Here is a 20,525-nt window from a genome sequence, read left to right on the forward strand (position 1 = left end):
CTAATAACTGTTTTTTTATCTCGAAGAGAAGTATCCTGAATCATTTGAGTTTTTCTATCATGAATCTTTTCTGCTTTTTTGCCGCAGACAGGACATTTAACATGATCTATTTTATAGTCAGCTACAAAAACTAAATATTCCTCCGTTTTAATTAAATCTGTTGCAACTAGGTCTGGTAAATCCATTAAATCTGTGATAAGATTATTATGCATTTGCTTGACTCCTTTATTGAATTTTTGGTGTTGTAACTATTTAATTCAACGGAGCCAGGCAAATGCCTTTTTTATTTAGATATTTTTAGATTTACAGTTTTTTCTTCACAACATTAATTATACAACCTAAATAAATTAAATAATTTAATTTAATGTTCTCAAACACCCGTTGGGTGTTTTTCTTTTTTTAAGCTTATATTTTAAAAAAGGGATTATTAAATTTTTGCTTAATATAATATATGGAGAGTTTAGATTTAGAAAAATTTGAGGAGGTTTATTAATGAGTGTACACATTGGTGCTAAACAGGGAGAGATAGCAGAAACTATTCTTTTGCCAGGTGATCCTTTACGAGCTAAATTTATTGCTGAAAATTATCTGGAGAATGTTGAACAATATAATTCAGTGCGGGGAATGTATGGCTATACTGGTACTTATCAGGGCAAGAAAGTATCTACGCAAGGTACAGGAATGGGCATGCCCTCTCTGTCGATTTATGTTAACGAATTAATTAGAGATTATGGAGTTAAAAACTTAATTAGGGTTGGTTCTTGTGGATCTTATAATGAAGAAGCTGCTTTACGAGATGTTATTCTGGTTCAATCAGCTTGCACTAATTCTAATTTAAATAAAATGCGCTTTAAAGGGAAAGATTTTGCTCCTACAGCTAGTTTTAAATTACTTAGCAAAGCTTATCAAGCAGCAGAAAAGCAGCAGAAAGAGGTTAAAGTTGGCACTGTTTTAAGTTCAGATAGTTTTTATAATGATGATCAGGAAGCCTGGCATAAATGGCAGGAATATGGTGTTTTAGCTGTGGAAATGGAATCGGCAGAGCTGTTTACTCTAGCTGCTAAGTATGGAGTAGATGCTTTGACAATTTTGACTGTTAGTGATTCTATAGTTACAGGTGAAGAAACAACTGCTCAAGAAAGAGAAAAAACTTTTACTGATATGATGGAAATTGCTCTAGCTCTGGCTGAATAAAGCGCTAGAATTAACTATAGTTATTATTAACTAAATAAGTTTAATTAAAGCCAGTTCTAGGTTGATTTAGGAACTGGTTTTTTTAATTTAAAATGGTATAATTAAATTAACTTAGTTTTATAATAAATATAACTATTATTTTAGCTATTGTAACTAACTTTGCTTAAAAGATAGTTTATCTATTATATAATTAGAAAATAAATATAAAAAAGGGAGGTTTATGAGATTGAGACGAGAAGAGCAGGTTTCTTTTTATTCCCATTTTGTTGGTTTTATTCTGGCTCTGATTGGACTTGTTTTCTTAATCTTAAGGGCACTCGCCAGTCCGGATAGAATTATAGTTGCTGCTGTTTATGGAGCGTCAGTTGTTTTTTTGTTTTTAGCTAGTTCACTTTATCATGCTTTTAAAAAGGAAGATGATGAAAATTCTATCTGGCGTAAATTAGATCACTTTGCCATTTTTGTTATGATAGCTGGTTCTTACACTCCAGTTGCTTATTTGTATCTAGAAGGTTGGTTGAGATGGACTATTATTGCAGTTCAATGGAGTCTGGTTCTAGGTGGTTTTTTTCTTAAATTTATGTATTTTAAAACCCCCCGTGTTCTCTATACAGTAATTTATTTATTGATGGGTTGGGTTGGTATTTTTGCTTTTCATAGATTGTTTTTTACTATGCCATTATCAACTCTGTTATTAATGTTTGCAGGAGGTCTTTCTTTTACTGCAGGAGCGGTTTTTTATATTATTAAAAAACCCAGGATTTCACCTAATTTTGGGTTTCACGAAATTTTTCACTTCTTTATCCTGGCAGGAGGAATTCTTCATTATTTAATGGTGTTTATTGCTCTTGGTTAGCAGTTGAGTAGTTGTTTTTAATACTTATTTTTTAATTAAATATTTTACCGGCTTAAGCCGGGTTAATAGTCCCTGGCAGCAGGGACTATTTTTTTGTGTTCAGTAAAGTTTAAAATTATACCTCTAGATTTTTTTATGATAGAATATAATTAAACTAAGTTTTTTAAATTTAACAAACAAATTATTAAAAGTAGGTGATAAAATGACAGTAAAATTTACAGAGACTGTACTTAGAGATGGTCAGCAATCTTTGATAGCAACTAGAATGAAAATAGAGGATATGTTACCAATCTTGAATAAACTTGATCAGGTTGGTTATCAGGCGCTAGAAGTCTGGGGAGGGGCAACTTTTGACAGCTGTCTACGTTTTTTAAATGAAAATCCCTGGGAGAGATTACGTCAGATAAAAAAAGAAGTTAAAAATACCTCACTGCAGATGCTGCTGCGCGGGCAGAATATTCTGGGCTATAAACATTATTCTGATCAAGTATTGGAAAGATTTATTGAAAAGTCTATTGTCAATGGAATAGATATTATCAGAATTTTTGATGCATTAAATGATATTCGTAATCTTGAGCCAGCAATTAAATTTACAAAAAAGTATGGTGCTCATGCTCAGGGAACTATTGTTTATACAACTAGTCCTATTCATACTACAGAAACCTTTGTGGCTAAAGCAGTAAAATTAGCTGAATTAGGAATAGATTCTCTGTGTATTAAAGATATGGCCGGGCTTTTAACTCCTAATAAAGCTTATAATTTAGTTAAAGAATTGAAAGCCAATTTGGCAATACCAATTGAAATGCACAGTCATAATACAGCAGGTTTTGCTTTTATGACTTATCTTAAGTCTATAGAAGCTGGGGTAGATATTATTGATACTGCCATTTCGCCTTTTAGTTCTGGAACTTCTCAACCAACTACAGAAACTATGCAGGCAGCTTTGAGAGATAGTGAATTTGATTCTGATCTTGATCAAAAACTGCTGGTTGAAATTGGGGACTATTTTCGGCAGGTAAGAGATAAATATACTGATTATTTAGGTTCATTCGAGGTAGACCCACGGATAATAGTTAATCAGCTGCCAGGAGGAATGCTGTCTAATTTACGCAATCAATTAAAAGAACAGGGTCAATTAGATAAATACGATGAAATATTGGCAGAAATTCCAGAGGTTAGAAAAGATCTTGGCTATCCACCACTAGTTACACCAACTAGTCAAATTGTAGGTACTCAGGCTACTTTTAATGTAGTTACTGGAGCAAAGTATAGTTTTGTTTCAAATGAATTTAAAGATTATCTGAGGGGAATGTATGGTAATCCTCCTGGAGAAATTAATCGGGAACTATTGGAGAAAATTATTTCTCCAACAGAAGTTATTACTAATCGGCCAGCTGATAATTTAAGTGATGATTATGCAGAAAAAGCAGCTGAAATAGCTGATTTGACTTCTGATCCAGAGTTGATTTTATCTTATCTGCTTTTTCCCGAGGTGACTAGAAATTTTCTAGAAACATTAGAAGATGAGTATGTCTATTTTTAAAGTAAAATATAGAATGGAGATGGTTGTAAAATGAGATTTTGTTGGACAACAATTAAAGTTAGTGATCTAGAGGATTCAATTCGTTTTTATCAAGATATAGTTGGGCTGCAGCTGCAGAGAAAATATGAAGCTGGCCCTGGTAAGGAGATTGCTTTTCTGGCAGCAGAAACAGGTCAGACAGAAGTAGAATTAATTGCAGATGAGAACCAAACAAAAGTGGAAATTGGTAATGATATTTCACTTGGTTTTACAGTAGCTTCAATTCAAGATAAATTAAAATTTGTCCAGAATGAAGGAATTAAAGTATTAGCTGGACCAATTTCGCCTAACCCAGAGATTGAATTTTTTTATGTCAGTGATCCTGATGGTGTAAAAATTCAGTTTGTAGAAAATAAGTAGTTTTATTTGTATCTTTAGCATAAGTTAAGAGCTGCAGCATTTGCTGCAGCTCTTTTTTTAGTAAAAAAATTATTTGAAAAATTATAAGAAATATAGCAGGAATTTTTCTTTTTAATCAAGAAGTAAGTAGGTATATCTAGTTAATTTAGCTAGAAGAGGTGTAAAATGGCAGTTAAAAGCAGAATCTTTTGTATAATAGAAACATATAATCAGTTATTATACTTTTAATCAGGAATATAAGTACAGCGAGTAATTAGTATAATTTTTATAAATTTATAGTTATCAATAATATCAAAATGGAGGTGTAATTATGATTCATGCTTTAAAAGCAATGGGAGACTATATTCAGACCCAAAGAGATGAGAGTTTTTTAACTCAGATTGTTGAGAATCCTAACTCTAATGGTAAATATAAAACAGTACTTGTTATTTTATTTGAAAAAAATGGAGATCAAATAAGCTATCAGAAAATAGCAATGGAGGAATTTAGCCAGAAAAAATTAACTAAGTATGTATATGTTTCAGGTTCACCTAGAGGCGGAGATTTAACTCCGACTTCTAAAATTACTAAGTTAGAAACTACCTATCCTAGAATTCAAAAACCTTTAAAAAAGTTGGTTGATAAAATAGTTAAAAAAGATAATCTAACTAAGGAAGAAACAATAATAGCTCAAATTTATAAGTTATTTCAGGATGAAGATTTAAATAAACAAATTTATCAGGAATTAGCAGAAATTTCGTATGATGATAATGCAATTTTAACAATTGCTTTGATAGAAAATGGACAAACTAACTATGTAGGAGACTTTAATAAATTTACTGAATCTCTGCTGGGAAAATATGAGAAAGCATTTTATTTTAAAAAATCATATAATAAGTCAGAAAGAAATTCAATTAGTAAAAATAACACTTGCTATATTTGTTCTAAAAAGCAAAAAAAGATTTATGGTTATGTTGGCACTTTTTCCTTCTATACCCTGGATAAACCAGGATTTACGACAGGGGGATTTAATCGAGGAGAAGCCTGGAAAAACTATCCTGTTTGTTCCAATTGTGCCAGAACTTTAGATTTAGGCAGGAAATATTTAGAAAAAAATCTGAGCTCACGCTTCTGTGGAATTAATTATTTTATTATTCCTAAAACTGTTCTGTCCGCAGATAAAGAAAGAGAAGAAATGTTTGAATTGCTGAAGTCATTAGAGGAAAAGAAAAAATTATCACTACAAAAAGATAATCAGAATTCATTATCCAGAGCCCAGGATGATCTTTTTCAAATTATGACTGAATTTAATAATTATGTTAATTTTAATCTCATGTTCTATGAAGAAATTAACAGCGCTTTCAGAATTTTATTATATGTAGAACATGTTTTACCTTCCTATATGCAAAAGATTTTTGCTGTTAAATCTGAAGTAGATAAAGATAATATATTTCAGAAATTGAAAAGTAAGGAGGGAGAATTTGCATTAACTTTTACTTTCAATACAATTAGTGATTTCTTTTATATTAATCAGCGTAATAAGCAAAATTTTACGAAAAGCTTTTTAGAAATCACTAATAATATTTTTACTGGTAAAAGAGTTTCATATGAGCTACTAATTAACAGGTTTATTGCTCATCTCAGAGATAAGTTTGTTAATAATCAATCTTACTGGCTGGATAATCTAAAAGCTTTACAAATTTTAAAGTTTTTAGATAAATTAGACTTATTAAATCAGGATCGAGAGGAGAAAAACTTTATGCCAACTGTTGATAGTGAATATAAGAAAGATATTGTTAATTTTTTGGAAGAACATAATGATGTCTTAAACAATAATAGTAAAAAATTAGTTTTTCTGGAAGGTGTTTTAGCACAAAAGTTGTTAAATATTCAGAGCAATGAACGTGATGGAGCTAATCCATTCCGAGCTAGATTGAATGGCTTAAAATTAAATGAAAAACTAGTTAGAAGACTGTATACAGAAATAATTAATAAGTTAGAAGAATATGATAAAAATTACTATAAACAGTTAGAACAATTAATTGCTGATTATATTTTAGAAAGTAATCTTTCGACAATAAGTAATAGTGAAATTTCTTTTTATTTTGTAACTGGTATGAATCAAGCCAATAAATTTAATTTTAAAAATTCTGAGGAGGAATAAAAAATGGCTGTTATTGATAAACGAAGTGAGTTAATTTTTTTATATGACATTAAAGATGCAAACCCCAATGGTGATCCACTTGATGCTAATAAACCAAGAATTGATGAAGAAACCGGCATTAATCTGGTAACTGATGTGAGATTAAAGCGTACAATTAGAGATTATCTTTTTGATTACAAAGGGTTTAATGGAGAAAATAATAAGGATATTTTTGTGAGAGAAATTAAAAATGATGATAAAACTATTCAGGATGGCAAAGCAAGAGCAAAAGATTTTAAAGAAGATCCCAAAAAAGTCATTGAACAGTGTATAGATGTTAGATTATTTGGGGGAGTAATCCCATTAACAGGAGATTCTATTACTTACACTGGTCCAGTTCAATTCCAGATGGGCAGATCTTTCCATAAAGTAGAATTAAATTATATTAAAGGAACAGGTGCTTTTGCTTCCGGTTCTGGTAAAAGTAAGAAGACTTTTAGAGAAGAATATGTAGTTCCTTATTCATTAATAGGCTTTTATGGGATTATTAATGAAAATGCTGCCCAGAGTACTCAATTAACAAAAGCAGATTTAGAATTATTAGTTGAAGCTATCTGGAAGGGAACTAAAAATTTAATAACTCGCTCAAAAGTCGGACAGACTCCTAGATTATTATTAAAAGTAAATTATAGCGAAGAAAATTATTTTATTGGAGAATTGAAGAACTATCTAAAATTAGCAACTGAATTAAGGGAAGAAGAAATAAGAGATGTTTCTGATTATAAGCTGGATATTACTGATTTATTAGCAGTAATTAAAGCTAATTCTGATAAAATAGCCAATATTGAATATAAAATAAATCCTCGAGTAGAGCTAATAAGTTCGGATCAAAAGGTAGATTTAGCTGAGTTAGATCTGTTTAAAGAAATGAAGATTTAATTAAAGTAAAAATTGGCTGGGCTATTTTGTTGCCCAGCTGGTTTTGTAGAGAAAGGAGTAACTTTGATGAATAAAGCCTTAGTTTTTGATATTTGGGCTGATTATGCCCATTTTAAGAAATATTATACTACAACTTCTCCGTTAACATTTTCAATTCCTCCTAAAACAACTATTTATGGAATTATTTCAGCTATTCTAGGATTTGCAAAAGAGGAATATTTAAACTATTTTCAGGAAGGTCAGTGCAAAATTTCAGTTCAGATTAAGAAGCCAATTAAAAAGACTAGAATAAATTTAAACTTAATTGACACTAAAAGTGCTAATCTTATGGCTAGAATAAAAAATAGAACTCAAATTAGAACTGAATACTTAAAAGATGTAAAATACCGCATATATTTTATGCATCAAAATCAAGAACTGTATAGTGAACTTAAGGATAAATTAAAAGCTCATAAAAGCGTATATTCAATTTCACTTGGCCTTAGTGAAAATCTGGCTAATTTTAAATATATTAAAGAAACTGAAATTAAAAAAATTACAGAAAGCAGTTGGCAGGAAATAAACACTGTTTTAAGAATTGATACAGAAAATATTGCTAAAGGAGATATAGACTTTAGTCAGAGCAATCGAGAATATTTTACAGATAAAATTGCTGTCGAGATGAAAAGTGATAGAACAGTAACTGATTATGCACAGGTTCTTTTCGAGAAAAATGGTAATAATATTAGAGTTAATCTAAATGAGTACTATAGGACTTCAGAGGATGAAGTACTTTCACTTCTGTAAATTAAGAAAGGATAATCATATGATTTATTCTCACCCAGATAAACTATTAATTGATCATTTAGCTAATGTTTACCAACTTGGTAAAAAAATTTTTGCAGAAAAGAAACTAAATTTTACTAATTTAACTGAGATTGAGCAGGCACTATCAATTATTTTGTTAGCTCATGATTTTGGTAAAGCTAGCAATTATTTTCAACTCAAACTTAAACAGACTGCTCAGCAAGACCAATCTCTAGAGCAGGATAGTAATATTGATCTAGACTTGAGCAAACATAGTCTTATCTCAGCTTTGCTGGCTTATCAATTTGCAGATGAAATACTAAAAGATAAAATTTTAGTCTGGATAGTTTTTATAACTATTTATCGTCACCACAGTAATTTTAAAGACTTAGAGATAATGCTAAATATAGCAGATATTGAATGGATAAAATTGGAAAAACAATTTGAGCAGATTGATTTTGTTGAATTAGATAGAATAACATTAGAAATAAGTGAGTTTAATTTTAAACCATCACAAATTAAATTTGATTCTTTAAAGAGTAAATTCAGTGACTGGAGATTTAGAAAAAAGATTAGAAATTTTCAAACTGATGATCAAAAAGATTTTACTTATTATCTAATATCTAATCTATTATTTTCTATTTTAGTATTTGCTGATAAAGCAGAAGCTATATTTTATAGTAAAGGGTACAGCTTTGCTGATTTAAAGAAAGTTTCTTTAAAAAGAAAAACTATTCCTGATGATTTAGTTGATAATTATCGCCGGGCAAAGGGCTGGGATAAGTCAGATAATAAAATTAATAAAAAAAGAAATGAAATATATAATGAAGCTGTTAACCAGATTAACAGAATTGATTTAGAAAATGATCGTATTTTATCATTAAATGTTCCAACTGGTTCAGGAAAAACTCTTTCTGTTTTTTCAGCTGCGCTCAAATTGAGAAAAAGAATTTCTCAGAATTTTAGAATTATATATTCTCTGCCTTTTACTTCAATTATTGATCAAAATTATGATGTTTTTTTAGATGTTTTAAGTAATTCAGATCTGGAAATAGATAGTTCAATAATTATTAAACATCATTATTTAAATGCAAAAAAATATTATCTTGATGAAGAAAATAATGAAAAACAAAAATTCGATTATGATATTTCTCGGCATTTAGTAGAGAGTTGGCAGTCAGAATTTGTTGTAACAACTTTTGTTCAACTACTCCATTCAATGTTTTCAAATCGTAATCGTAGTTTGATTAAATTTCATAATCTTAGTAATTCAATTATTATCCTGGATGAAGTACAAAATATCCCCCATAAATATTGGCTGTTAATTAAAGAATTTTTAGTAGATCTGGCTGAAAAACTAAATTGTTATTTTATATTTTTAACAGCTACAATGCCTTTGATTTATAATGAAAAAAAATCTGAAATAAAAGAACTTGCTATAAATAAGATAGACCATTTCAAATTTTTTGATCGGATTAAATTAGATACTAGAATTTATAATAAAGGAATGAATATGGATCAGTTTAAAAAATTTATTAAAGCAGAGTTAATAGAGTTTGCTAATAAAAGTTTCTTAATTATTTTAAATACTATTAAAACATCACTAGATATTTATCAATATTTAGAAGAATTAAAAACAGCTGGTATTATTTCAGCTGACTTGATTTACCTATCAACTAATATTATTCCTGGAGAAAGAATAAAAAGAATTAAAGCTATCAAAAAGGAAAAGAGCCCGATTATAGTTTCTACTCAAATGGTAGAGGCTGGAGTTGATATTGATTTAGACAGAGTTTATAGAGATTTTGCACCTTTAGATTCTATTAATCAGTCTTGTGGTAGATGTAATAGAAATTTTGACCAAAATAATAAAGGTACAGTAAAACTATTTAAACTAATTAATGAAAATCATAATAATAAAGAATATGCTGCTTATATTTATGATGATATATTATTAAATATAACTTCTGAGATTATAAATGAATTTCCAGAAATAATTGCTGAACATAATTTTTTTAAAATGAATCAACATTATTTTAAAAAAATTAATCAAGTGAAAAGTGATGATAGCTCAGAAAATTTACTTAGTAAAATAAAGAGTTTAAGATATGAAAAATCATTTTTTAAAGATGGAGATAAGGAAGTATTTAATTTAATTGTTAATAATTACAGAACTGTAAATCTATTTATGGCTGTTGATGAGTTTGCAGAAAAAATATGGGAAGCTTATCTTAAAATCAGAAATATTGCAGGTAATGATTTGGAGACCTTCATGTGCAAGAAAGCAAAATTTGAAGAAATAAAAAAAGAATTTTTGTCATATGTTATTACAATTCCTGAGAAAGTTGCCCAGAAACACCTTAGTGATGAACAATTACAGGATAACTTTAATTATATAAGTCCTTTTCAAATTGATGATGTTTATTATCACAGTACAGGATTTAAAAGAGGAGAAGTTGAGATTCAATCTTTCTTTTAATTTGCTTAAGGATGTGAAATTATGCAGTTAATAATTAATACCTATGGTAGTTACCTCCATGTTAAACAAAGCTCTTTTGAAATCAAGGTTGAAAGTGAAAAGAAAAGAATTTCTGCCAAAAAAGTTGATTCCATTTTAATTACTACCGGTTCTGCAATTAGCAGTGATGCAGTTAAACTGGCCCTGGAAAATAATATAGAAATTCAATTTTTAGATCAATTTGGTCGTTCAATGGGGAAAGTATGGCACTCTAAGCTTGGCAGCACTACTTATATTAGGAGAAGACAGCTTGAACTTGCTGATAATGAAGAAGGTAGTGACCTGATTAAAGAAATAATGGTGGAAAAAACTGAAAATATGATAAAACATTTATATGATCTAGGGATTAAAAGAAGCCAAAATAAACAAGATTATTTATTTGAAAAGATTGAAGAAATGGAAGAATTAAAAGAAAAAATAAATAAGTTAACTGGTCCTATAGAAATTATGCGTAGTACTTTGATGGGTTATGAAGGTAATATAGCACGCAAATATTTTAAAGCATTGAGTTATTTACTTCCAGATAGATATAAATTTAAAAAAAGAAGTTTTCAGCCAGCTGAAGATGAGTTTAACTGCTTGCTTAACTATGGTTATGGAGTTTTATATGGAAAAGTAGAAAAAGCTTTAATAATTGCTGGACTTGATCCTTATGTTGGCATTTTACATACAGATGGCTATAATAAAAAATCGTTTGTTTATGATTTTATAGAAAGTTATCGTCATCATATTGATCGGATAGTAATGAAACTATTTAGTCGTAAAAAGGTTAGAAAATCATATTTTGATGAAATTAAAGGTGGTTTAACTTTAAATAAAACTGGAAAAGAAATTTTAATTACTGAATTAAATGAGTATTTTGAGCAGAGTACTTATTATAAAGGCAGGCAGATTAAAATTAATAATATTATTCAATTTGACTGTCATCAACTTGCTAATCATATTATAGAAGAAGGTGATTAAATGTTAGTCTGGTTTATTTATGATATAGTAAAAGATAGATCTCGTAAAAAACTAGCTGATAAGGCAATTGAACAGGGACTTTATCGAGTTCAAAAATCAGTTTTTGCTGGTAATATTGATAATAATTTACTTGATGAGCTGGTAATATATTCTGAAGATATGATTAATCCTACTAGTGATTCAGTTTATATTTTTCCGATGTGTCAGGAGGATTTTAAGAAAATAGAACTGCTTGGACAGGCTTTCGATAAGGCAATGGTAAATGATGAGCTAAAAAGTTTATTTACTTAGGAGACAGAGATATGAAAAATGATATTAGTATTACTCCTTCAGTTGTAATGGAATATTTATACTGTCCTAGATTTATCTATTATATGTTATATTTAAAAATTTCTCAGAATGAAGAAAATCGTTATAAAGTTATGCAAGGCAGAAATGCTCATACTCGTAGATCTATAATAAATAAAGATTATTTAAGAAAAAAAATAGGAGTAGAGGATAAAATAATTGAACAAAAACTGTATTCGGCCAAAAATAGTATTCATGGGATAGTAGATGAAATATTATTTTTAAAAGATGGAACTGCTGCTTCTTTAGATTATAAATTTTCAAAATATAAAAAGAGGACTTTTTTAACCCACAAATATCAAGCAGCAATGTATGGTTTAATGATTGCTGACAACTATCATCGAGAAGTTAATAAAGCTTATATTGTTTATATTAGAAGTAAAAATAAACTTATAGAAATTAATCTGACAGCTGATTTATATCAAAAACTGGAAAAGATATTAATTGAAATTATCAAGATTATTCAAAAGGGTATTTATCCAGCAAAAACTAAGTATAAAAATAGATGTTTTGATTGTACTTATAGAAACATCTGTATTAAGTAATTATATTTTATTTAGTAAATAGAGTAGATAGTGATTGAAATTATAAATTTAATTTTGTAGAAGGAGTTTTAATATTGCAGCTAAAAGTAACTAATTTGAAATATGAATTAAAAGATGATTTATCAGTTAGATATGGCCATAAGTTAAGAGGTTTTTTTGCCAATAGGTTTGAAAATGTTTTATTCCACCAACATAAAAAAGATGGTAGTCTACGTTACCAATATCCTTTAATTCAATATAAAATTGTTAAAAACAATCCCTTTATTATTGGACTTGGTAATGGTGCAGAATTAATTATCAAGAATTTTTTAGAAGTAGATGAATTAGACTTAGCTGGGCATAAGTATGAAAATCCTGCTGGTAGATTAGAGGTTAATCAGGAAGAACTTTTTATTAATAACAACTATGATATGCCAGCTTATAAATACTGCTTTTTAACTCCCTGGCTTGGTTTAAGTCAGAAAAATTATCATAAATATAAAAATAAATATGCTAGTCAGGCACAATCTGAACAGTCAAAATTTTTTAAGAAAATTTTAATAGGTAATATTTTAAGCTTTGCTAAAGGAATAAATTGGTGGGTTAAAGAACAATTAATTATAGAAACAAAATTAAAAGAAATAGAAGTTAATTTTAAAAATCAAAATATGCTGGGGTTTAAGGGATGCTTTTATGCGAATGTTTATCTGCCAGAATATATTGGATTAGGTAAATCAGTTAGTAGGGGGTTTGGGACTATTACTAGGGAAAAAATATTATAATTTAGATATCTTAAGCGAGGAGGATAATTTGATTGATATTAAAAAAATATAGTTTTAAAACTTTAACTCCACTTTTTATCAATGGATCTATCAAAAATAAAGTAGAATTAAGAACTGCTAGCTTAAAAGGTGCTTTAAGATATTGGTATAGAGCAGCAATTGCAGAAGCTAATATAGAAAATCTGTATAAAAAAGAGAATGAAATATTTGGCAGCACTGATTCAGCCTCGACTTTTATTATTAAAATTAAAAACTTAAGTAAAATTAATGCTAAGAATAATATTGCTAAAAAAGTTTTAGTATATTCCAATAAACATAAAGCTCCAGCATTAAAACAAGACATTGAATTTGAAGTTGAAATAATTATTAGATCTGATCAATTTCAAAATGAAATTACTAGTTCTTTGACGATATTTACTATGTTAGGTGGTCTCGGTAAAAGAGTTAGAAGGGGCTTTGGCAGTATTATAAATAAAGATGATAAATTTGAAAGTCCTATTGATTTCCTGGCCAGGTTAAAAAATGAACTATTTAATTTAAACAATTCAGATATGATTATAGAAAATAATAGTCTAATGATTAATCATAAAGGCAAAGCTAATTATCCTTTTGTTAAAGAAGTAATAATTGGTAAAACAGCAAAAAGAGCAGATCAATTAAAAAAGATTGATAAGTGTGCTTCTGAAAATAATAATTATGCTTTAGGTAATGGAGATCCCCGGATGGCTTCTCCTGTTTTTGTAACTATTAAGGAGATAAATGATAATTTCTATCCGGTGATAACTAAATTAAATGAAGTGTATCCTGAAAAAAATTATAAAGTAGAAGATTATGAAAAAAAGATAGCTAAATTTATTGATTGTCTGGTAAGTTAAGAAAGGGAGATTCTATGAAATATATTATTGCAGTTAATATAAGGTCAGTTCAGGATTATATTTCAAAAGCTAGAAAAGTTCTTGATCTTAGTAATAGTAGTAAGATTTTTTCCAATATGATGTATAGCTTTATTAGTGAATTAAATGAAAAAACCAAAAATCTAGACGTAATTTATCCAGCTGTTGATCTAGCGGTTATTGAAAATAATAAACAGGATTATTCTAATTATCTGCTTAGTGTTTTTAATTATGAAGGTGATATAAGGCTACTCATTGCAGATTTAGAAACAGCTGTATATACTAACTTAGCCAGTGATTATAAAGGAAATATAACTTTTGCCTTATTAAAGGGTTATTTGGTTTCTTGTGATAACTATTTTCAGGGAATAGAACAATTATTTAAAGATCAATTTAAAATGAATATTGTTGTTAAAGAACTAAAGAGTGAAAAAAAATATTATGATAGTTATGTAGAAGTTACAAAAGCTATTAATAATCTTAAGAATAGTTATGATTTCAATCAACTTAGCGTATTGGAAGGATTAAAAAATAAAGTAAATAAATCACGAAAGAAACTAAAAAAATGTCATATTTGTGGTGAATATACTACTAGATATGTCAGGGAGGATTCAAAACATAAGAATTTAGATTATGTAAATTATATAAACAGTGTGGACAAACTTCTGAAAAAAGATGAAGCCTTATGTGATGTCTGTTTTTATAAAAGGATTAAAGATTATGAAAATAAAGATACTCCTTCTACCTATGATATTGCAACAAATTATTTTAGAGCAAAGATGTACAAAATAAGAAAAGGCAATGCAAATATAGATGATTTATTAAAAGAATTAGATAGCAAAATAAATGATGAAATTATAGATAGTAAATATTGTTATCAAAAAAATATATTCAATTTAGAGAAAAGGATTAAATCAGGTGAATTAGTTGTCAGTAATACTAATAGGATTTTGAAAAAAATTGAAGATTTAAAAACTATATTGAAAAAGGCGAAAGAAAAGGAAATAATTCCTGCCAGTCAATATGCTTTAGTTCAACTTGATATTGATAATTTAGGTGAATGGATGAGAGGCAATTATTTCAAAGAAGATCAAAGCAGTTTAATACATAATCAAAGAAATTTATCTAAAGTAATAATTAAATTTAGTCAAGATATAAAAAAAGAATTTAATAATGAGCTGTTAGGTCATGTTGTTTATGCGGGTGGGGATGATTTTCTTGCTTTTCTACCAGTGGAAAAAATACTTGAGGCAGTTAAAATGATTAAAGAAAAATTTTCTGCTCTAAAAAGTTATGATAAATTAAGTTATTCAATAGTTATTACTCTGGCAGATGTACAGATTCCACTGACCATGGTGATAAAAAAGACTAGAGAAGAGTTAGAGAGAGTAAAAGAAAAATATAAGAGTAATTACACAGCAAATGAAAAGCCAAAAGATGGGTTTGTAATTAATAATATGGTAAATAGGAATAAATATATTAATTCTTATCTGAAAAATAGTGAAGTACAGAAATATATTGAGATTTATCAAGCTTTAGTTGACTTGATTAAAGATAAGAATAATTCTTTGAGTTTTATAAAAAATATCCAGCAAGAATTTAATAAATTTGAGTTTCTAGATTTAAATATCGATGAAAAAGATAATTTCTTAAAAATATTTGATCTAGAATCAGCTCGAATAATTAAAAGAAGCTTAAGTAATTTAGATATAAAAGAAGCTAAAAACTCATTTAAGACTATAAAAAATATTAATCATGATTTATTTATTAGCCAGATAAATAAAATAGCAAGTAATTCTTATAATATTGACTTTGAAAATTATATTAATTTGCTAACTAATTTAGAAAAATTATTAAAATATAGAATGTTACAGGAGGGTAAAAATGTCACTTCTTAAAATTAAACCCTTAGATAATACCTTTTTTAGAAAAGGAGATCCATTTAATAAGAATATTAATAATCATCTTGAGTCAATGGATACTCCCTATAAATCGACTTTTTTTGGTGCTATCTTTACCGCCTTATTAACTGAGAATGATCAGTTTAGACAGGAATTTTTTAAAAATAAAATATATGATCATAAAAAAATATTGATAATTAAAAATATATTTTTATATGACGATTTTGATGTATATATAAAAGCCCCTCTAGATTTATTTATAGATAAAGATAATATTTTTAATCTTAAAAGGAGTGAATTTAAAGAACTTAGATTAATTACTAATTCAGTCTTTAAATATAATTTAGAAAGCCCTGAAGAGGATTATATTCGTGCTGATGATTATTATATATCTGTGTATGATTTTATTAGAGAATATAAGAAGAATAAAATACTTAGTATTGAATTAAAACATAAAGATGAAATATTTATTAAAAATACTAAAGTTGGCATTGGGTTAGATAAAGATAGTTATACAGTTGCAGAAGGTCAGCTTTATTCTCTGGCAGAGACTGAATTTAAAAATAATGATTGGTCTTATTTGGTTGAATATGAACTCAAAAACGAAAGTAATTATTTTAAAGATAATTATGAAAGTGAAATTAGTTATTTAAATTCTGGATATTTGAAACTGGGAGGAGAAAGTAAAGTCTGTAAGTATAATAAAATTGATGAAAAAGATCTAGATGACCTTAAAGAGTTTAATGAAAATCAAATTAATCAGGATACTGATTTAATGAGAATTTTATTATTGCAGGAAGTATATTTCAAAAAAAATATTAGAGAAATATTTAATGAAAAATCACCAGTAAAAATTTTGGGAATATCAAATCCAAAACCAATTTACATTGGTGGTTATGATATGCAAAAAAAAGCAGCTAAAACTATGTATAGAGGCTATCCAGCAGGGACTATTTTTCTATTAGAAAAAAATGATAGTTCTAATATTAAATTGTTTTTAAATAAACAATTTGGAATAAACAATGATTTAGATATAAGCAAATATATCATTATTTAAGGGGAGAATAAAGATGAAGGAGACTGAAAAAAAGGTTGATCAGGTAGATGCACTTGTAATTTGCTCAACCTTAAACCAAATTACAAATTATCTTTTAATTAAACTTTTCAAACCAAATAAAGTTATAAATATTACTTTAGAAAGTAATTCAGATAAATTTACTAAAATAAATATTAAAAATAAAAAATGGGATGACTATTTAGATAGTGTTTTAAAAAAAGAATTAGATATTGGAATAACTAACTCAATTGAATTAAATATAAATCAGTTAAAGAATCTTAATAAAATAAAAAGAGTTTTAAAAAAGACAAAATTCGACGTATTAAAGGATAAGAGTAAAACAGTTTACTGGAATGTAACAGGTGGCCAGCGAACTATTGCTCTGGCTGTTCAGCAATTTATTAATGATAATGCCCGGAAAAAAGATAAAATGTTGTATGTAGAAGGTAATACTGAAAAACTATTGATAATGAATGAAAATGAATTTTCCGAAAAAGAATATAGTGATCGTGAATTAAACTTAGAAACAGCTTTGAAATTAGTTGGGTTTAAAAATTTTGATAAAGGTAATAAAAATTTACTTACGGGACAGAATGAAGAAGAATATCAGTTATTTTTAAAGTTATATAATATGATTTCAGATAAGGATTTTAGGTTTGAGTATAACGATGAAAAGCTGAACTTGAGAGATCACTTAATTAAGTCAAATAAAGAAGAAAAAGTAGAAGCAAGAAAATCTTATCTTAAACAATTATTTAAAGATTTGGAAGGAAAGACTTTTAATGAAAAGCTAAAAACAGTAGAGATATTAACATGTGAAGATATTAAGTTTTTATTTAAGAAAGACAGTAATGAAAATTATAAATATATTAAAACTTCATATCCAGCTGGCAGTATTTTTGAAAAAATTACAGGCTATAAAATCTTAGAAATAATAAACAGAAAAAATTATAACATAGTCGATATGAGACTCAATTATAAAACTAGATTTGATCCTGAGTCTAATCAAGAAAGATCAGAAAAACAGATTGATGAATTAGACATTGTTTTATTGACTGGAACTGGTCAGATAATTATATTTGAATGTAAATCGGGCGGAATGTCTGGTGATAATGCTAAAAGTCATAAATATACAACTTATCGTTTAGCAGGAGTATTTGGAGCCCCAATTTTCCTGAGTCCTTTGTTTGAACAGGAAACTTATGAAGCTAATAATAGTGATAAGAAAGATATATTAAATAATTGTCAGGCTGCCTATAGATCAGCTGATCGATCTGAATTAGAAACCTGGCCCCTAAATAAAATTGAAGAGTATTTTGATGAAATGATGAAAAAATTCAAAATAGAAGGAGAGGAAAAATAATGTTTTCTAATTGTCAACTAGAATATATAAAAGCTATTTCCCCTATTCATGCAGGAACCGGTCAAGGGTTAGGTTTAATTGATATGCCAATTCAAAGAGAATCTCATACTAGTTTTCCCAAGATTGAAGGTTCAAGTTTAAAAGGAGCTATTAAGTTTCATATATATAATGAAATTAGAGATTATAATAGACCTTTTGAAGATGATAAAAATAAAATTGAATTTACAACTTTTTATGATATATTTGGTAGTGATGAAAATGATAGTAATGATGACAGCAAAGCCAGCCGAATAGTCTTTACTGATGCTAAACTATTATTCTTTCCAGTTAAAGCTGTAGATCGTTTATTTTATTATGTTAGCTGCCCTTATATACTAAAGAGATGGCAGGATGAAATTGAATCTGATGCAAAATTTGATTATTCTAGTGAATTAAAAGAAGGAAATTGTATTTGCTTTAATGGACAAGAAAAAATAATTCTGGAAGATTATCTTTTTGAAAGTAAAAGCAAAGATAAAGACGAAAAAATTTTTGAGGACGATAAATTAAAATCTATATTAAATAAAGAAAATACAATTATTGTTTCTGATCAAGATTTCATTGATTTAGTAACTATGTACATAGAAGTTATTACTAGAAATAAAATAAATCCAAAAACTGGTACTGCTGAAGCTAGTGGCCTATTCACCGAAGAATATCTACCCAGTGAAAGCATTTTATACTATCAGGTTCTGGAGTCACCAAGATTTTCTGAAAAAGCGAATAAAAATGGCGATGATAATAAAAAATTACAGAAACCAATTGAATATTATAATAAAAAATTATCCACTATTTTTCAGATTGGTGGCAATAAAACAATTGGTAAAGGTCTAGTTAAAAGGCTAGAGAATATAAGCAGTGATAAAGATGAGTAATAGAAATATTAGTTTACAAATTTCTGCTTATGCTTATAGCTGTATTGAAGAAGTGAGTGATAGAGATTATAGTGGTAAATATAAAACTCTAGTTAAAAAACTTGGACAGTTAATCCTGAAAAATGGTTTGATTCAAACTTTAGTTTTTTTTCAATCAAAGGAAAAAAAAGAGCATGATTTGTTAATTAAGCATCTAGCAGAGTGGTGGCTGCAAAGTCCCTTACTGGATTTTAATTTGGAGATTAATTATAGTGAAAATAAAAAAATAAGAACTAAAAATAAGAAAGTTATTGAAAAGATAGTTAACTTAGACTCAAGTAAGTATAAAAATTGTGCTAAAGAAGGAATAAAATTATCAATCTGGCTGGCTAGATTAGCAGATGGAATGGTTGCTGATGAGTAAATATAAAATTATCCATAAAAACAATAAAATAAATGCTATATTAGCTAATTTAAATGGATTAATTAATACTAAATTAAGAATAAATAAATTTACTGAAATTAAAAACTTACCTGGAAGATTAGCTCCAATTAAATCAGAAAAAAAAGTTATTAATAATCAAAGTAAAAAATTTAATACAATTAAAAAAGAATGGTCTAAGAACTATGATTTTTTAGAGTTTGAGTTTAAACTTTTAGATAAAATGGTTATTGGTTTAGGAGATATATCTATTCATGAGACTTCTATCTTATTACATCATATTTATGGTATCCCTTATATTCCTGGTCAGGCTATAAAAGGTGTCATAAGGAATTATATTATAAAAGCAAGACATGATGAGTTTGAAGAGAAAGCTTTTAAATGTGATAAATTTATTAGTTATTTTGGAGGGGAAAAGCAAGGTGATTCTGGAGTAAAGAAAGCAGGACAGAATTATCAAGGAAAAGTTATATTTTTTGATGCTTTTCCCTGTAATGATAATTATATAATAGAAAAGGATGTTATGACACCACATTATAAAGATTATTATGAAGCTGGTAAAAAAGCACCTACTGATGACATGAAACCAGTTCCCATAGAATTTTTAGTTGTTAAAAATGCAATATTTAAAGTTTATATTGCTATCAAAAAAAGTAATGATATAAATAAAGAAGAGGTTAAAGAACTGTTTTTTGAAACATTTAAATTTATGGGAATAGGTGCAAAAACTAACTTAGGTTATGGATTTATAGATATTGAGCATATAAAAAATAAATATAATGAATTTAAAAGTAAATTAGAAAAAGAAAAAACAAAAAATATGAGTGTTGGTGAAAAAATTGTTTATAATTTTAAAAAAGGTGATTTTAATAGTAGATTCGGACAATTTTGGGCAAATAAGCTAGATAAATTGGTTGTATAATTAATGTTGTGAAGAAAAAACTGTAAATCTAAAAATATCTAAATAAAAAAGGCATTTGCCTGGCTCCGTTGAATTAAATA

20 protein-coding genes are annotated in these 20,525 nt (G+C 27.7%); 19 read left to right on the forward strand and 1 reads right to left on the reverse strand.

The window, feature by feature from the left end; genetic code table 11:
* Window positions 1-212, reverse strand: a 212-nt coding sequence (locus BMZ74_RS12095; RefSeq protein WP_089860717.1) for a transposase family protein, incomplete at its 3' end; no start/stop codon positions are given.
* Between the two features lie 280 nt (window positions 213-492).
* Between BMZ74_RS12095 and deoD the strand changes: the two genes are divergently transcribed.
* The 19 genes from deoD (at window position 493) to cmr6 (ending at window position 20,445) form a co-directional block, all read left to right on the forward strand.
* A complete protein-coding gene (gene deoD / locus BMZ74_RS12100; protein WP_089862482.1) occupies window positions 493-1,194 on the forward strand; it encodes a purine-nucleoside phosphorylase in 702 nt (233 codons plus the stop codon).
* 220 nt (window positions 1,195-1,414) lie between these two features.
* Window positions 1,415-2,050, forward strand: coding sequence for a PAQR family membrane homeostasis protein TrhA (gene trhA, locus BMZ74_RS12105; RefSeq protein ID WP_245750884.1), 636 nt, complete (start codon window positions 1,415-1,417; stop codon window positions 2,048-2,050).
* A gap of 202 nt (window positions 2,051-2,252) precedes the next feature.
* A complete protein-coding gene (locus BMZ74_RS12110; RefSeq protein WP_089862484.1) occupies window positions 2,253-3,593 on the forward strand; it encodes a pyruvate carboxylase subunit B in 1,341 nt (446 codons plus the stop codon).
* Window positions 3,594-3,623: 30 nt separating this feature from the next.
* A complete protein-coding gene (locus BMZ74_RS12115) occupies window positions 3,624-3,992 on the forward strand; it encodes a VOC family protein (RefSeq protein WP_089862485.1) in 369 nt (122 codons plus the stop codon).
* Window positions 3,993-4,302: 310 nt separating this feature from the next.
* Window positions 4,303-6,135, forward strand: coding sequence for a TIGR02556 family CRISPR-associated protein (locus BMZ74_RS12120; protein WP_089862486.1), 1,833 nt, complete (start codon window positions 4,303-4,305; stop codon window positions 6,133-6,135).
* 3 nt (window positions 6,136-6,138) lie between these two features.
* Window positions 6,139-7,053: a type I-B CRISPR-associated protein Cas7/Csh2 gene (gene cas7b, locus BMZ74_RS12125; RefSeq protein ID WP_089862487.1), complete on the forward strand. Its 915-nt coding sequence runs from the start codon at window positions 6,139-6,141 to the stop codon at window positions 7,051-7,053.
* Between the two features lie 66 nt (window positions 7,054-7,119).
* Window positions 7,120-7,839, forward strand: a complete 720-nt coding sequence (gene cas5b, locus BMZ74_RS12130) for a type I-B CRISPR-associated protein Cas5b (RefSeq protein WP_089862488.1) — start codon at window positions 7,120-7,122, stop codon at window positions 7,837-7,839.
* A 19-nt stretch (window positions 7,840-7,858) separates the two neighbouring features.
* The gene (gene cas3, locus BMZ74_RS12135) at window positions 7,859-10,318 is read left to right on the forward strand and encodes a CRISPR-associated helicase Cas3' (RefSeq protein WP_177181444.1); all 2,460 of its coding nucleotides are present in this window, start codon (window positions 7,859-7,861) and stop codon (window positions 10,316-10,318) included.
* 21 nt (window positions 10,319-10,339) lie between these two features.
* Entirely contained in the window at window positions 10,340-11,320 is a 981-nt protein-coding gene (gene cas1, locus BMZ74_RS12140) for a CRISPR-associated endonuclease Cas1 (RefSeq protein WP_089862490.1), read from the forward strand.
* Window positions 11,321-11,611 (forward strand): CRISPR-associated endonuclease Cas2, encoded by a 291-nt coding sequence (gene cas2 / locus BMZ74_RS12145; RefSeq protein WP_089862491.1) that lies wholly within the window; start codon window positions 11,321-11,323, stop codon window positions 11,609-11,611.
* An 11-nt stretch (window positions 11,612-11,622) separates the two neighbouring features.
* Window positions 11,623-12,213 carry a CRISPR-associated protein Cas4 gene (gene cas4, locus BMZ74_RS12150; RefSeq protein ID WP_089862492.1) on the forward strand — a complete coding sequence of 197 codons (591 nt, stop codon included), beginning with the start codon at window positions 11,623-11,625 and terminating at the stop codon, window positions 12,211-12,213.
* Between the two features lie 74 nt (window positions 12,214-12,287).
* The gene (locus tag BMZ74_RS12155) at window positions 12,288-12,974 is read left to right on the forward strand and encodes a CRISPR-associated endonuclease Cas6 (RefSeq protein ID WP_245750885.1); all 687 of its coding nucleotides are present in this window, start codon (window positions 12,288-12,290) and stop codon (window positions 12,972-12,974) included.
* Window positions 12,975-13,006: 32 nt separating this feature from the next.
* The gene (gene cmr1 / locus BMZ74_RS12160) at window positions 13,007-13,849 is read left to right on the forward strand and encodes a type III-B CRISPR module RAMP protein Cmr1 (RefSeq protein ID WP_089862494.1); all 843 of its coding nucleotides are present in this window, start codon (window positions 13,007-13,009) and stop codon (window positions 13,847-13,849) included.
* A gap of 14 nt (window positions 13,850-13,863) precedes the next feature.
* Window positions 13,864-15,765 carry a type III-B CRISPR-associated protein Cas10/Cmr2 gene (cas10, locus tag BMZ74_RS12165; RefSeq protein ID WP_089862495.1) on the forward strand — a complete coding sequence of 634 codons (1,902 nt, stop codon included), beginning with the start codon at window positions 13,864-13,866 and terminating at the stop codon, window positions 15,763-15,765.
* Window positions 15,752-16,825, forward strand: a complete 1,074-nt coding sequence (locus BMZ74_RS12170; RefSeq protein ID WP_089862496.1) for a type III-B CRISPR module-associated Cmr3 family protein — start codon at window positions 15,752-15,754, stop codon at window positions 16,823-16,825. The genes cas10 and BMZ74_RS12170 overlap by 14 nt, the downstream gene beginning before the upstream one ends.
* A 13-nt stretch (window positions 16,826-16,838) precedes the next feature.
* Window positions 16,839-18,188, forward strand: coding sequence for a hypothetical protein (locus BMZ74_RS12175; RefSeq protein ID WP_089862497.1), 1,350 nt, complete (start codon window positions 16,839-16,841; stop codon window positions 18,186-18,188).
* Window positions 18,188-19,102 carry a type III-B CRISPR module RAMP protein Cmr4 gene (cmr4, locus tag BMZ74_RS12180; protein ID WP_089862498.1) on the forward strand — a complete coding sequence of 305 codons (915 nt, stop codon included), beginning with the start codon at window positions 18,188-18,190 and terminating at the stop codon, window positions 19,100-19,102. Before BMZ74_RS12175 ends, cmr4 begins: the two co-directional genes overlap by 1 nt.
* Complete coding sequence (gene cmr5, locus BMZ74_RS12185; protein WP_089862499.1) at window positions 19,095-19,505, forward strand: type III-B CRISPR module-associated protein Cmr5; 411 nt, start codon at window positions 19,095-19,097, stop codon at window positions 19,503-19,505. The genes cmr4 and cmr5 overlap by 8 nt, the downstream gene beginning before the upstream one ends.
* Window positions 19,498-20,445, forward strand: a complete 948-nt coding sequence (gene cmr6 / locus BMZ74_RS12190; protein WP_177181445.1) for a type III-B CRISPR module RAMP protein Cmr6 — start codon at window positions 19,498-19,500, stop codon at window positions 20,443-20,445. Before cmr5 ends, cmr6 begins: the two co-directional genes overlap by 8 nt.
* Window positions 20,446-20,525 lie beyond the last annotated feature (80 nt).

It is taken from the genome of Halanaerobium salsuginis (assembly GCF_900114545.1).
GTDB classification, from domain to species: Bacteria; Bacillota; Halanaerobiia; order Halanaerobiales; family Halanaerobiaceae; genus Halanaerobium; species Halanaerobium salsuginis.

What these genes read in the sequence shown, in the direction of transcription:
- deoD (WP_089862482.1), top strand. Translation starts at nt 493, where the DNA reads ATGAGTGTACACATTGGTGCTAAACAGGGAGAGATAGCAGAAACTATT.
- trhA (WP_245750884.1), top strand. Translation starts at nt 1,415, where the DNA reads ATGAGATTGAGACGAGAAGAGCAGGTTTCTTTTTATTCCCATTTTGTT.
- BMZ74_RS12110 (WP_089862484.1), top strand. Translation starts at nt 2,253, where the DNA reads ATGACAGTAAAATTTACAGAGACTGTACTTAGAGATGGTCAGCAATCT.
- BMZ74_RS12115 (WP_089862485.1), top strand. Translation starts at nt 3,624, where the DNA reads ATGAGATTTTGTTGGACAACAATTAAAGTTAGTGATCTAGAGGATTCA.
- BMZ74_RS12120 (WP_089862486.1), top strand. Translation starts at nt 4,303, where the DNA reads ATGATTCATGCTTTAAAAGCAATGGGAGACTATATTCAGACCCAAAGA.
- cas7b (WP_089862487.1), top strand. Translation starts at nt 6,139, where the DNA reads ATGGCTGTTATTGATAAACGAAGTGAGTTAATTTTTTTATATGACATT.
- cas5b (WP_089862488.1), top strand. Translation starts at nt 7,120, where the DNA reads ATGAATAAAGCCTTAGTTTTTGATATTTGGGCTGATTATGCCCATTTT.
- cas3 (WP_177181444.1), top strand. Translation starts at nt 7,859, where the DNA reads ATGATTTATTCTCACCCAGATAAACTATTAATTGATCATTTAGCTAAT.
- cas1 (WP_089862490.1), top strand. Translation starts at nt 10,340, where the DNA reads ATGCAGTTAATAATTAATACCTATGGTAGTTACCTCCATGTTAAACAA.
- cas2 (WP_089862491.1), top strand. Translation starts at nt 11,321, where the DNA reads ATGTTAGTCTGGTTTATTTATGATATAGTAAAAGATAGATCTCGTAAA.
- cas4 (WP_089862492.1), top strand. Translation starts at nt 11,623, where the DNA reads ATGAAAAATGATATTAGTATTACTCCTTCAGTTGTAATGGAATATTTA.
- cas10 (WP_089862495.1), top strand. Translation starts at nt 13,864, where the DNA reads ATGAAATATATTATTGCAGTTAATATAAGGTCAGTTCAGGATTATATT.
- BMZ74_RS12170 (WP_089862496.1), top strand. Translation starts at nt 15,752, where the DNA reads ATGTCACTTCTTAAAATTAAACCCTTAGATAATACCTTTTTTAGAAAA.
- BMZ74_RS12175 (WP_089862497.1), top strand. Translation starts at nt 16,839, where the DNA reads ATGAAGGAGACTGAAAAAAAGGTTGATCAGGTAGATGCACTTGTAATT.
- cmr4 (WP_089862498.1), top strand. Translation starts at nt 18,188, where the DNA reads ATGTTTTCTAATTGTCAACTAGAATATATAAAAGCTATTTCCCCTATT.
- cmr5 (WP_089862499.1), top strand. Translation starts at nt 19,095, where the DNA reads ATGAGTAATAGAAATATTAGTTTACAAATTTCTGCTTATGCTTATAGC.
- cmr6 (WP_177181445.1), top strand. Translation starts at nt 19,498, where the DNA reads ATGAGTAAATATAAAATTATCCATAAAAACAATAAAATAAATGCTATA.